The 12,996-nt window shown below is 58.9% G+C and carries 11 protein-coding genes; 4 read left to right on the forward strand and 7 right to left on the reverse strand.

Annotation, left to right across the window (positions count from 1 at the left end; genetic code table 11):
* Nucleotides 1-17 precede the first annotated feature (17 nt).
* Nucleotides 18-1,217 (reverse strand): aminotransferase class V-fold PLP-dependent enzyme, encoded by a 1,200-nt coding sequence (locus AABC73_RS05915; protein WP_341522832.1) that lies wholly within the window; start codon nt 1,215-1,217, stop codon nt 18-20.
* Nucleotides 1,218-1,234: 17 nt separating this feature from the next.
* Nucleotides 1,235-1,468: a DUF3820 family protein gene (locus tag AABC73_RS05920; protein WP_020292128.1), complete on the reverse strand. Its 234-nt coding sequence runs from the start codon at nt 1,466-1,468 to the stop codon at nt 1,235-1,237.
* A gap of 221 nt (nt 1,469-1,689) precedes the next feature.
* Between AABC73_RS05920 and AABC73_RS05925 the strand changes: the two genes are divergently transcribed.
* Nucleotides 1,690-2,160: a PA2169 family four-helix-bundle protein gene (locus tag AABC73_RS05925; RefSeq protein ID WP_341522833.1), complete on the forward strand. Its 471-nt coding sequence runs from the start codon at nt 1,690-1,692 to the stop codon at nt 2,158-2,160.
* A gap of 196 nt (nt 2,161-2,356) precedes the next feature.
* Here the strand turns inward: AABC73_RS05925 and AABC73_RS05930 are convergent, their stop codons facing one another.
* The 5 genes from AABC73_RS05930 to AABC73_RS05950 all read right to left on the reverse strand — a co-directional run bounded on the left by AABC73_RS05930 (nt 2,357) and on the right by AABC73_RS05950 (nt 10,480).
* A complete protein-coding gene (locus AABC73_RS05930) occupies nt 2,357-3,859 on the reverse strand; it encodes a sensor domain-containing diguanylate cyclase (RefSeq protein ID WP_341522834.1) in 1,503 nt (500 codons plus the stop codon).
* 155 nt (nt 3,860-4,014) lie between these two features.
* Entirely contained in the window at nt 4,015-5,391 is a 1,377-nt protein-coding gene (locus tag AABC73_RS05935) for a heavy metal sensor histidine kinase (protein ID WP_341522835.1), read from the reverse strand.
* On the reverse strand, nt 5,381-6,058 hold the full coding sequence (locus AABC73_RS05940) for a heavy metal response regulator transcription factor (RefSeq protein ID WP_020292132.1): 678 nt from the start codon (nt 6,056-6,058) through the stop codon (nt 5,381-5,383). The genes AABC73_RS05935 and AABC73_RS05940 overlap by 11 nt, the downstream gene beginning before the upstream one ends.
* Nucleotides 6,059-6,209: 151 nt before the next feature.
* Complete coding sequence (locus AABC73_RS05945) at nt 6,210-9,323, reverse strand: multidrug efflux RND transporter permease subunit (protein ID WP_341522836.1); 3,114 nt, start codon at nt 9,321-9,323, stop codon at nt 6,210-6,212.
* On the reverse strand, nt 9,320-10,480 hold the full coding sequence (locus AABC73_RS05950; protein ID WP_341522837.1) for an efflux RND transporter periplasmic adaptor subunit: 1,161 nt from the start codon (nt 10,478-10,480) through the stop codon (nt 9,320-9,322). The genes AABC73_RS05945 and AABC73_RS05950 overlap by 4 nt, the downstream gene beginning before the upstream one ends.
* Before the next feature lie 303 nt (nt 10,481-10,783).
* Between AABC73_RS05950 and AABC73_RS05955 the strand changes: the two genes are divergently transcribed.
* From AABC73_RS05955 to AABC73_RS05965, 3 genes are all read left to right on the forward strand, one after another.
* Nucleotides 10,784-11,176, forward strand: a complete 393-nt coding sequence (locus AABC73_RS05955; RefSeq protein ID WP_341522838.1) for a hypothetical protein — start codon at nt 10,784-10,786, stop codon at nt 11,174-11,176.
* 329 nt (nt 11,177-11,505) lie between these two features.
* Nucleotides 11,506-12,090, forward strand: a complete 585-nt coding sequence (locus AABC73_RS05960) for a fimbrial protein (RefSeq protein ID WP_331151703.1) — start codon at nt 11,506-11,508, stop codon at nt 12,088-12,090.
* A 61-nt stretch (nt 12,091-12,151) separates the two neighbouring features.
* Entirely contained in the window at nt 12,152-12,889 is a 738-nt protein-coding gene (locus AABC73_RS05965; RefSeq protein ID WP_341522839.1) for a molecular chaperone, read from the forward strand.
* Nucleotides 12,890-12,996: the final 107 nt, after the last annotated feature.

Raw genomic sequence — 12,996 nt, forward strand, 5'->3', positions numbered from 1 at the left:
CCGGCGCACCGTTTTTTTCACGCCAGTTTGCGCAACGCTTCAGTCAGCAGCTGCAGATGCGCAGCAGGGGTGCTGAACCCCGGCGTGATGCGGATGCACGGCCCGCAGGCTGATCCTTCCCGCGCCACGGTGAACAGGTTGTGCTCATCGAGCAAACGTTGCGCCATGCGCTCCTGATCTGCATGCCGGGTAAAACGCAAGGCCGTGATCCCGCAATACAGCCGTGGGTCGTCCGGCGTCAGTACTTCCACTCCTTCCAGCTCCCGAGCCGGCTTGACCCAAAGGTCGCGCAGGTAGCTCAGTCGTGCGCCTTTGGCGACCGAACCGCCCATCGCCCGGTGTTCTTCGAAGACCTTGGGCAAGGTCATCCACGCCGGAATATTCGGTGTGCCATAAGGCACCAGCGCCAGGATGTCGTCCTTGCCGTAGCGGGTATCGCCCATGTCCGCATCAATCGATCCCAGCCGCTCCTTCGCAACATAGATAAAGCCCAGGCTCAGTGGCGCGCCCATCCATTTCTGCAAGTTGTAACCGGCAAATGCGACGCCCAGCTCATCGAGCCGGAAATCAAGCTGCCCCAGAGCATGAGCGCCGTCGAGAATCACGTCGATGTTGCGAGATTTGGCCAGTGCGGCAATCGCCTGTACCGGCATCACCAGACCGGTGCGGTGGGTCACGTGAGTCAGCGCCATCAGTCTGAGGCGCGGGTAGCGCTCGAAGGCGGTCTGATAGCTGTTCAGCAGGGTTTCGTAGCTGGCCGGATGGACATGATTGATTTCAATCACTTCCACGCCGCGGCTCTTGGCCAGCCAACGCATGGCCGTTTGCACGCTGAGATAGTCGAGATCGCTGATCAGCACCTGATCGCCCGGCTGCAACCGGTTGTAGTTGCGAATCAGTGATTGCAGGGATTCGGAGGCGCAGCGGGTGATAGCGATTTCCTCAGGTCTTACCTGCACCAGATCCGCCAACTGGCCGTGAATGATCTGGCTGTCGATTTCGTCGAACCGGCGACGCACGAACACCGAGTTGCTGCGGTTCACGTAGTCAATGTTGCGCCGATAGTCTTCCAGCACCTCGCGGGTCATGCGCCCGAAATAGCCGTATTCCAGATTGATCGGGCCTGGCTCGACGTCATAACGGCCAGCGATGTCGGCCCAGAAAGCCTCATCGCGCGCCTGTTGCAATACCGCAGGGTTTACCGGTGCATAGTCCATTGCCGTCTCGCTTGTGGTCAGCCTTCTTTGAATTGACGCGGTCGCGTGCGCAGGGGGTCGAGCAGTTCGGACAAACCGTTGTGGTCGATCTCCTGCATCAACGCCAGCAGACCGCCAAGCTCGCTTTTCGGGAAGCCTTCGCGGGCAAACCAGTTCAGGTATTGCCCCGGCAGATCAGCGATCAGCCGACCTTTGTATTTGCCAAATGGCATCTCGCGCGTCACGAGCAGTTTGAGTTTTTCCGGGTTCATGGTTGAGCCCCCTTGTCAGTGCGTCCAAGGCATCACGATACGTGCATTCTGCATGCAGGCCAAAGGACAGTTCATGCAGAAATCACGATGTGTCTGTATGGTTGTTTTTTTAAGTCGTTGAAAAATATATGAATTATTGGAGGTTGAAAGCTGGCACGACGGCTGCAATTACCTAGATAGCAGAAACTTTCGTATCAACCTGCCATTAAGGAAATTAACCAATGACTGATATCAATAAAGAATCGATCTCTATCCTGAATGACCTGATCGAAACCAGCAAAGACGGCGAGAAAGGTTTTCAGACCAGCGCAGAAGACATCAAAAACCCTTCTGTGAAGGAGTTTTTCCTCAGCCGTTCTGCTGAAATCGCTACTGCCGTACGTGAACTGCAAACCGAAGTACGTGCGCTGGGCGGCGATCCAGAAACTTCTTCCAGCGTCAGCGGCACTCTGCATCGCGCATGGGTTGACCTGAAGTCGACTCTGGCGGGTAAAGACGACGTGGCTATCCTCAACGAAGCTGAGCGTGGCGAAGACGTGGCGCTGAAGGCTTACAAAGAAGCGCTGCAGAAAGCAACTGAGAAGAACCTGCCCGCGAATGTTACTGGTCTGATCCGCAAGCAGCTGGATGGCGTGCAAGCGAACCACGACAAAGTAAAAGCTCTGCGTAACAGCGCTCGCGCTGCCAGCTGAGATTGAGCCAGCGCCTGCCAACTGACGAGTTGGCGGGGCGACTCAATACAAAAACGCCAGCCAGTCTGGCGTTTTTTATTGCCCGGGATTTCTTGGGTTGGAAAGGTGAATCGTTGGAGCGAGACTTGCCCGCGAAGGTCCATAGGAGCGACTTTAGTCGCGAGGGCGTCAATTGTCCTCCCGGCTAAAGCCGGTCCTACAGATCGCACGCCTCCACCCGATTGCGCCCCAGATCCTTGGCTTCATACAGCGCCTTGTCTGCGGCATTGAGCAAATCCCGCAACAATACCTCGCTGGTCACCACCGTACAGGCAATGCCGACGCTGATGGTGACCGGCTGCGTATCACCGCCATAGGTGGGCAGGGCCTGAACCCCCTGACGAATTTTTTCGGCGAGGAGTCTGGCGCCGACAATGTCGGTTTCGGGCAGCGCTACGACAAACTCTTCGCCGCCGTAACGTGCCACGAAATCACTGGGCCTGCGCAGATTGCGCTCAATCGCCAGGGCGACATTGCGCAACACCTCATCGCCGCCGTGATGCCCATGACGCTCGTTGAAGGCTTTGAAGTTATCCACATCGATCATCAACACCGCCAGCGGTTTGCCTGAGCGCATGGCCCGCAACCATTCGGCCCTGAACACTTCGTCCAGCTTGCGCCGGTTGGCCAGACCGGTGAGCGCATCGGTCTCGGCACGCACCTTGAGTTCGGTCTCGGCATGCCGACGCAGGCCTAATTCCCGGCGCAGTAGCATCGCCAGGCCAAAAATCCCCAGGCACAACACGCTGGTCGCCAGCCCGACCAGCAGCGCGTTGCGGCGCCAGATGGCGTAAACCTCATTGACTGACTGCCCGACCACGACGATCAGCGGCAGGTTGCCAACATGGGAGAACGTAAACAGGCGCTCTTTTTTGTCCAGGGATGAAACGCTGATAAAGCTGCCGCTGCCTTCCCTGAGAATGCGCTGGAAGTTGGACGACTGGCTCAAATCCTCGCCGATCAGGTCCCGGCCATCCAGGTCGGGATGGCGCGCCAGCAGCAAACCTTTGGTGGTGAACAGGTTGACGTTGCTGTCTGGCCCGATGTCCAGCGTGCGAAACAGCTGCTTGAAATAAACCAGGCGCATGGCACCGCTGGCAACACCCAGGAACGAGCCATCGGGTGCCGACATGCGTCGGCTGAAGCTGATGCACCAGTCCTTGAAACCCCAGCGGGTTTTGAAGGGGCCATCGACTTTCATGTCGAGCGATGGGTCCTTGGCATGGCTCTGAAAATGCGGTCGGTCAGACAGGTTTTCTGTCCGGGGCACAATCGACGTGGAGTCGGCGAGGATATAACCGTCCTGGTCCAGCAACAGCAGATCACCTTTGAAGCGCGCCGAGGTAAACCGGTCGAACAGAACCAGATGCCGCAGTTCCGGGTCAATACTCATCAAGCCGGGATGTTGCCAGGCGCTGATCATGCCCTGCAACGAGGTGTCGTAAAGTTCGGCATTGCGCAACACGTCGGCGTCAATCAGTCGCACGATATTGGAAGCAGCGCGAGCAGCATTCTCATTGGCCTCGCGGTGTTCCCGACTCAGCAGCGAAATGATGATGAGTAACAGCGCCACCACGGCGATGACGCTTCCGCAGATCAAAATAACTTCCGGTCGGCGCCATGTTTTTCGTAATTCTTGCTTGGGAAGAGGAGCCGTCATTGCACGGGGAGCGCTCGATGAAAAGCGGATCAGACTTAAGGTGTTGTATTAATTGAAATTTCTTAAGTGATCGGCATAAAGGTGAGAAGCAGGTCCGGTATTTATAACCTCATATGGATAGCACGCAACAGCCACCGCCGGATGGATCGGTTTTTTCAGGTGCCCAGACTCAGCGGCAAATTGATCCCGAATGTATTCAGCCCGGCCTGACTGCGCACGAACACCGTGCCGCCGTGCATCAATGCAATCGCCTTCACAATGGCCAGGCCCAGGCCATGATTGGCGCCGCTGTTACTGCGCGAAGCGTCCACGCGGTAGAAACGCTCGAACAATTTAGGTAGATGTTCTTGGGGGATCTCGCTGCCGGGGTTGGCCACTTCGATGCTCACGTGGTCCAGGTGCTCGACGATATCGACCTGGATCACCTGCCCTGGCTCGGTGTGCTGCACGGCGTTGTGCAGCAGGTTGATCAAGGCCCGGCGCAGATGGGCTTTTTCGATGGGCACGCTGGCATCTCCATTGACCTGGACTTGCACCTGAGCGTCTTCGAGGATGAAGTCCAGATAGTCCAGCGTAGTCGCCACTTCCTGCGCCAGGGACGCGCAGGTCAGTTCGGTGACCTTGCTGCCCTGGTCAGCGCTGGCTAGGAACAGCATGTCGTTGATGATCGAACGCAGCCGTTCCAGTTCTTCGAGATTGGATTGCAGCACTTCGAAATAATGCTCGGCCGAGCGGCCGCGCGTCAGGGCGACCTGGGTCTGGCCGATCAGGTTGGTCAGCGGCGAGCGCAGTTCATGGGCCACGTCCGCATTGAACGACTCCAGGCGTGCATAGGCTTGCTCGACGCGCTCCAGCGTCGAATTGAACGAGGTGACAAACTGGTTCAATTCCGGTGGCAGCGGTGACAGCTGCAGGCGACCGGATAGGCGCGGCGGGGCGAGTTTCTGCGCCTCCAGCGACAGGCTGGTCAAGGGCCGCAGGCCAATGCGCGCCACCCAATAACCGAGCAGCGAAGCGAGTGTTATGCCAACCGCCGCGAGGCTGATCAGGGCGGTCAGCAGCGAGTGCTGGGTTTGCCAGAAGGTTTCGGTGTCGATGGCGATGAGAAAACGCAACGGCGGCCGTTGATCCTTGGCGGCAAACTGACTGAGCAGCACCTTGAACGGAAACTCATGGCCGCTGAGCTGCAAATCGCGCATGCCCAGCGGGCCATTGGCGAACGCGCGAATCTCGGCGTCAGGATTGCCGAACTCATACGCCGGGTTGTCGCTGACGACCCAGAAGTGCAGACGCTTGTCTTCCTCGCTGAGCAGTTTGAGCTTGGCGTTGATCTTGACCCAATGCTCCGGAGTGCCGTAGCGATTGACTGTTGATTCCAGTACGCTGTAGCGCGCATCCACTTCCGCCTCGGGCAACAGGCCCAGGCCTTTGTCGACCTGCAAATACAACGCCCAGCCGATCAGGGTGAAGACCAACAAGGCGACCACCGCAAACATGGCGCTCAACCGCAGCGCGATGGAGTCAGCTTTCACTGCGGTTCTCCAGTACGTAGCCCATGCCGCGAATGGTGTGCAGCAGTTTTTGATCGAACGGCCCGTCCAGTTTCGCCCGCAGACGCTTGATCGCGACTTCGACGACATTGGCGTCACTGTCGAAATTGATGTCCCAGACCATCTCGGCAATCGACGTCTTGGAGAGGATTTCCCCATGCCGCCGCGCCAGGACACTGAGCAGCGAAAACTCCTTGGCGGTCAGATCCAGACGGGTGCCGGCGCGGGTGGCCTTGCGGCTGATCAGGTCGATCCACAGATCGGCAATGCTGATTTGCACGGGCTCGTGGGCGCTGGTGCGCCGGGTCAGGGCTTGCAGACGGGCGACCAGTTCAAGAAAGGAAAACGGCTTGCCGAGGTAATCATCGGCGCCTTCGCGCAGGCCGCGAATCCGGTCGTCCACCTGTTCCCGCGCGGTGAGCATGATCACCGGCGTTTGCTTGCGCGCGCGCAGAGCCCGCAGCACACCGAAACCGTCCAGACCGGGCAGCATGACGTCGAGAATGATCACGTCGTAATCGCTCTCCAGGCTCATGTGCAAACCTTCGATGCCTTCGCGGGCCAGATCGACGGTGTAACCCTGTTCGGTCAGGCCGCGATGCAGGTAGTCCGCGGTTTTTTCTTCGTCTTCGATAATCAGGACGCGCATGGGGCAACTCTCCGCGAAACTGTTGGAGCGACCGGGGTGGCGTTCCACCTTGCCCGCGAAGGGGGCGGGACATCCCACGGATCTCTTGCGTCAGATAGACCGCAATCGCGAGCAAGCTCGGCTCCAACAGGTCCTGTGCTCTGAAAAGTGTTCATTCGGACATCGCCAGTGAGCGCTTGGGCTTCGTGACGGGCTCCGGCTTGCGGCGGTGGAAGACACGTTCGAGCTGCAAGTAGATCACGGGGGTAGTGAACAGCGTCAGCGCCTGGCTGACCAGCAAGCCACCGACCACTGCGATACCCAGCGGTTGGCGCAGTTCCGCGCCGACGCCGTAGCCGAGCATCAGCGGCAACGCGCCGAGCAAGGCGGCGAGGGTGGTCATGATGATCGGGCGGAAACGCGTCAGGCAGGCTTCGTAAATGGCCGCCTCGGGAGTCAGCCCGCGCTCGCGTTGCGCTTCCAGGGCGAAGTCCACCAGCAGAATGCCGTTCTTCTTGACGATGCCGATCAGCAGCACCACGCCGATCAAGGCCATGATCGAGAAGTCCTGGCCCATCAGCCACAGCATCAACAGCGCGCCGATCCCCGCCGAAGGCAAGGTGGAAATGATCGTCAGCGGATGCACGAAGCTTTCGTACAGCACGCCGAGAATGATGTACACCGCCACCAGCGCCGCGAGAATCAACCAGGGTTGGTTGGCCAGCGAACTCTGGAACGCCTGCGCCGCGCCCTGGAAGTTGCCGATGATCGAAGCCGGCATGCCGATTTCAGTCTTGGCCTGATCCAGCATGCGCACCGCATCGCCCAGCGCGATACCTTTGGACAAGTTGAAAGACAGGTTGGCCGCCGGGAACATCCCGTCGTGGCTGATCGACAACGGCCCCATGGTCGGCGCCGCGACTTTCGCCAGCGCCGAGAGCGGCACCATCTCGCCGGTCAGCGGCGAGCGCAGATAGAAATACGCCAGGCTTTCAGCCTTGCCGCGCTGCTTGGCGTCCAGTTCGAGAATCACCTTGTACTGGTTGATCTCGGTCTGGAATTCGCTGATCTGTCGCTGCCCGAACGCATCGTACAGGGCCTGATCCACATCGGCGGTGGTCAGGCCGAAACGCGCGGCGGCGCTGCGGTCGATGTCGATATGGGTGACGCTGCCGCCCAGTTGCAGGTCGTTGGACAGGTCGCGGAATGCCGGGTTGGTGCGCAGTTTTTCGGTGAGGCGTTCGGTCCAGGTGTTGAGCAGCGGCCCGTCGTTGCTCTTCAGCACATATTGATACTGACTGCGGCTCGGACCGGAGCTGAGGTTGATGTCCTGGCCGGCGCGCAGGTACAGCACGATCCCGGGAATCTTGGCCAGTTTCGGTCGCAGCCGGTCGATGAAATCGCTGACCGACACATCCCGATCACTGCGCGGTTTCAAGGAAATCCAGAAGCGCCCGTTGGCGATGGTCTGGTTACTGCCGGTCACGCCAACGGAATGGGAAAAGGCCAATACGGCGGGGTCTTCGCCGACGATTTTCGCCAGCGCCTTATGTTTTTCAACCATATCCGGGTAAGAGATATCGGCGGCGGCCTCGGTGGTGCCGAGGACGAATGCGGTGTCCTGCACCGGGAAGAAGCCCTTGGGAATGATCACGTAACCGACGACCGCCAGAACCAGCGTCAGGCCGAAAATCCCCAGCATCACCCGTTGATGGGCCAGCGCCTTGCGCAGTCCGCGCTCGTAGAAATCCAGCAAGCGTTCGCCGAAGCCGCGCCGGGCGTGGGGATCGTGTTTCGGGGCGCGCATGAACAATGCCGCGAGTGTCGGCGCCAGCGTCAGCGAGACCACCACGGAAATCAGAATGGTCGCGGTGGCGGTCAAGGCGAACTCCTTGAACAGCCGCCCGACCACGCCGCCCATGAACAGCAACGGGATGAACGCGGCCACCAGCGAGAAGCTGATCGACACCACGGTGAAGCCGATTTCCCCGGCACCTTTGATCGCGGCCTCGCGCATGCCGTCACCGGCTTCCAGGTGGCGGTGGATGTTTTCCACGACGACGATGGCGTCGTCCACCACGAAGCCGACGGCCACCACGATGGCCACCAGTGTCAGGTTGTTCAGGCTGAAACCGAACAGATACATCATGGCGAAGCTGGCAATCAACGAGACGCCCAGCACGGCGCTGACAATCAATGTGGCCGACAACTGGCGCAGGAACAGCGCCATGACTGCCACCACCAGCAAGACCGCGATCAGCAGGGTGATTTCCACTTCATGCAAGGAGGCGCGAATGGTCCGGGTCCGGTCATTGAGCACGGTGACTTCCACCGAGGCCGGGAGCATTTCCTGCAAGCGTGGCAGTTCGCGCTGAATGCGATCCACGGTGTCGACGATGTTGGCGCCGGGCTGGCGGAAGATAGCCACGTTGACGCCTTGCTGCTCGCCGGACCAGGCCCGGACGTAGGCGTTTTCCGAGCCGTTCACCACCCGCGCCACATCACGCAGATGCACGGGGGCGCCGTCTTTGTAGGAAACGATCAGTTGCGCGTAATCCTGCGGCCGAAACAGTTGGTCGTTGGAAGCAATCGTCGACACGCTGTCTTTGCCATACAACGCGCCTTTGGCCAGGTTCAGGCTGGTCTGTTGCACTGCCTGGCGGATGTCGGCGAGGGTCAGGCCCAATGCCGCGAGTTTTTCCGGCGCAGCCTGCACACGAATCGCTGGGCGCTGCTGGCCGGTGATGTACACCTGGCCCACACCATCAATCTGACTCAGCTGACGCGAGAGCAGGGATTCGGTGACGTCACTGAGTTCAGTGCCAGGCATCAGCGTGGAGCTGACGCTGAGGATCAACACCGGGCTGTCGGCCGGGTTGACCTTGCGCCAGGTGGGCAGGTTCGGCATGTCGGCGGGCAGGCGGCCAGCGGCGGTATTGATCGCCGCCTGAACTTCCTGAGCGGCGGTGTCGATGCTTTTATTGAGGGTGAATTGCAGGGTCAGGTTGGTCGAGCCCAGGGCGCTGCTCGACGTCATCTGCGTCATGCCGGGGATCGCGCTGAATTGCACTTCCAGCGGCGTCGCCACCGAAGACGCCATGGTTTCCGGGCTGGCGCCGGGCAGTTGCGCCGACACCTGAATGGTCGGGAATTCCGCTTCCGGCAGCGGCGCGATAGGCAGGCGCGGGAACGCGATGGCGCCGAGCAACACCAGGGCGAAGGTCAATAGCAGGGTGGCGACCGGATGGTCCACGCACCACGCGGAAATGGATCCGCGGCCTTTCATCGTGCGGTCTCCAGATTGCCTGCCGTGGTTTGCGGCGCGGCATCACTCATCACTTCAATACGCGAACCGGCCTTGAGCCGGGACTGGCCATCACTGACCAGCACATCCCCGGCACGCGGACCGGTGATCAACGTCAAATCGCTGTCCTGATACAGCACTTGTACCGGCACCACTTCGACTTTGTCGCCAGTGACCCGATACGCGAAGTGCTGCTCCATGCCGCGCTGAACCACTTGCGGCGGGACTTTCAAGGCATCGCGTTCGATGCCGGTCTGGATCTTCACCGTGACCAGTTGACCCGGCCAGAGCAGTTGCTTGGGATTGCTGAACTCGGCCTTGGCGCGAATGGTGCCGGTGGTGGCCGAAACCTGGTTGTCGATCAGCGTCAGCTTGCCTTCACCCAGCAAGCTGCCGCTGTCGCCATCACCCAGAAAAGCCTTCACCGCAGCGGGGGTGCTGGAGACGGTCAGGCTGTGCAAGGTCGGCAGCATCTGTTGCGGCAGGGAGAATTCCACGGAAACCGGATCAATCTGGGTGACCGAGAACAGCCCTTGAGCATCGCTGACTCGCAGGAAATTGCCCTCGTCGACATTGCGAATGCCGACCCGACCAGTCACCGGCGAGCGAATCTGCGTGTAGGAAAGCTGCACCTGTGAAGCGCTGATGGCGGCCTGATTGCCCATTGCCGTGGCCTTGAGCTGCTGCACCAATGCCTGCTGCTGGTCGAAAGTCTGTTTGGAAATGCCGTTGTCATCGCTGAGCAGCTTGTAGCGCTTGAGATCCAGTTGCGCGACGTCCAGTTGCGCCTGGCTTTGCGCCAGCTGGGCTTTGGCTTGATCCAGCGTGGCGCGGATCGCCCGATCATCAATGGTCGCCAAAAGATCACCGGCCTTTACCGCCTGGCCTTCCTTGACCAGCACTTTGGTGAGGATGCCGTCCACCTGCGGCCGAATAATCACACTGTGCAGCGACAGTACCGAACCTATCCCTGTCACGTAACGCGGCACATCCTCCTTGACCACACTCACCACTTTGACCGGAACCGCAACGGGGGCGCTGACTTTGGCCGTGGCGGGGCGGGTCAGGGTCCAACTGGCTACCCCGATCAAGCCTGCGATGACAATAACGGCAATGACGGTTTTGGTCTGTCTACGCATGCGAGTGGCGCCGGAGGGTGGAGGAAAATGAGGAAGTCGGAAATAGGCCTCCTTTATAGCCTGCCAATCCGGTCATGAGAATGACTGCAACCTGTCAGAATTGTCAGCAAGCGGCAAAAGGCCACCGAGCCAGCATCAAGAAATCATCCGCACGGACGATATCCCGGAATGAGAGGTGCGTGATTGGCAAAAGCGCAACTTGTCTTTCGGAACTATCCTACAAATTTCTGTAGGGATTTCTTACGGACGTAACTTGCACCGATCTCATTCTTTTTTTGCTGATGGAATAGCGGAGTCATTGCAATGAAAAATGAAACGCCTCGCGTGGAACGATTTTCCAAAGTTGCTTTGTGTGTGCGAAAGATATCTGTGCTGCTTATTACCGCTCCGCTGTTATTATCTCCGGTCATGGCATTTTCGAATAACGGAGCAATTGCTTTTCGCGGACAGGTGACCAACCCCGGTTGTGCGGTACAGTTTTCGACGGATTCCATAGTCACGCAAAATGTGCGCTATGTGGAAGTTTCAGATCGGCTCACGCTCAAGGTCAATACATTGTGCAATGTCTGCGATGGGGAAGTTGTGCCGTTTTCTGTCCGATATGAGGCGGTGGCAATCAGCGCTGCACAGGGTATTGGCGCTCAAACCACAGTGGTAGAAGGGCGCGTTGGAATTATCACGCTTACCTATCAATAATTACGACAAGCGTTTCGGGGTTTGCGCGACGATATAGCTTGGTGGGCAGGGTGATTCATTGCGCGGATGGGAAAGAGTGCGGCGCAAATATTCAGATGAAGAGGTGCGAAGTTTTTCCTGACCTTTTTGCTAAAGTATTGGCTCGATACCTTGTATTTGCTGGGCGATCCGAGGAAACCGTTTTATCCTACGGAAAGTTCACGCGCGTCCCGTTGGAAATTCACTCGTATTAAAGTAACGATGCTGACAGCGATCAAAAACATCGAACCCTATAGTGCGTGGCGTCCGATTCAGGGCATACACGGAATAATACAAGGAACGTTGTTAGCATGAAAAAACTTACTTTTGGTTTTATGGCAGCAGGCGCATTGACGCTGGGTTTGGCGGGAACGGCGAATGCGGCAAACAACGGCAAACTGATCTTCAACGGCACTTTGACCAATATTTCCTGTGACGTCTCTCCGGGTACGGGCACCGCGCCGGGTGTCAATCCGGGTGAAATCGCTGTCGATTTGGGTAACGTATCCTTCTCGGACATCGGCACTTCGTCGCAAAGTGAGCTGGCCACGGCCACGCCCATTCAGTTGCTGGTCAACTGCAGTGCCGGGGTTGACCAATACAACCTGGTGAAAATGCGCTTCTCCGCGCGTTCCGGCAGCGGCCTGGACAACAACGACGCCAAATTGCTGCGCACCACCGGCGCTGCGGATGGTGTCGGCATCGGTCTGCTCAACGCGGCCAACGAGATCATGGACCTTGGCGGCACCGAAACCATCGACAAACCACTGATCAAGGATGGCGTGGGCGGTGCAACCGCCGAACTCAACTTCGGCGCGGTGTATGTGCTCAATGGCACCACAACCAACCCTGGCAATGCCGACGGCTTCATGCCTTTCGTTCTGGATTACGAGTAATCCAACAGGCGGGGCGAGTCTGACTCGTTCCGCCTCAATCTGAACTCAAGGCGGCGCCTTCATGATCGTTCCCCTTTACCGTTGCCTGGCATTGATCGCCGGTGTCTTGCTGGCGATCGACAGCCAGGCGGGCATCGTGCTCAACACCACGCGCGTGATTTATCCGGCCAAAGACAAGGAAGTCAGCTTCGGCGTACACAACACCGGCAACGCGGAAATTCTGTTGCAGAGCTGGCTTGAACCCAACGTGGAAAACCTCGATCCGGGCAACCTGCCTTTTGTCGTGACCCCGGCGCTGGCCCGCGTGCAGGGCGATGGCAAACAGCTGCTGCGGATTATTTACGCGGGCGCCGACATGCCGCGGGATCGCGAGTCAGTGTTGTGGCTCAACGTGCAGGAAATTCCCCAGGCTGTTGCCGAGAACTCGTTGCAGGTGGCGATTCGGCAGCGGATCAAAGTGTTTTTCCGGCCCGAAGGTCTGCCGGGCGAAGTCGCTCAAGCGCCGCAGGGTTTGCGCTGGCGAATCGAGTCGGCTGGTTTGCAGGTGGAAAATCCCGGGGCTTATCACGTGTCGATGGTCAGGCTTGAATTGCGCCAGGACGGCGCCATTCTGCTGAGCCAGGACGGCCAGATGATCGCGCCGGGACAGAGCATTCAGCTGCCGTTGAAGCATCCGCCAAAGCCTGCGCCGATCAATCTGGATTTCATCAGCATTAATGACTTCGGTGGCCAGGAGCCGTATCGCGCCGCTTTGAAGTCTGGGCAAACCGTCCAGGCCGAAGTGGCCGAACCGCGTTAGCCGCAAAAACTGATTTTCCGTTTAGGGGCCGCGTCGTGCGCTGGCTCTGTCGTCATGCGTCTGCGTGAAGGGATTGCGCTGCGCGCTGAATGCCTGAATCGAGTGAA

This window comes from Pseudomonas sp. G.S.17 (genome assembly GCF_038096165.1).
Taxonomy (GTDB): domain Bacteria; phylum Pseudomonadota; class Gammaproteobacteria; order Pseudomonadales; family Pseudomonadaceae; genus Aquipseudomonas.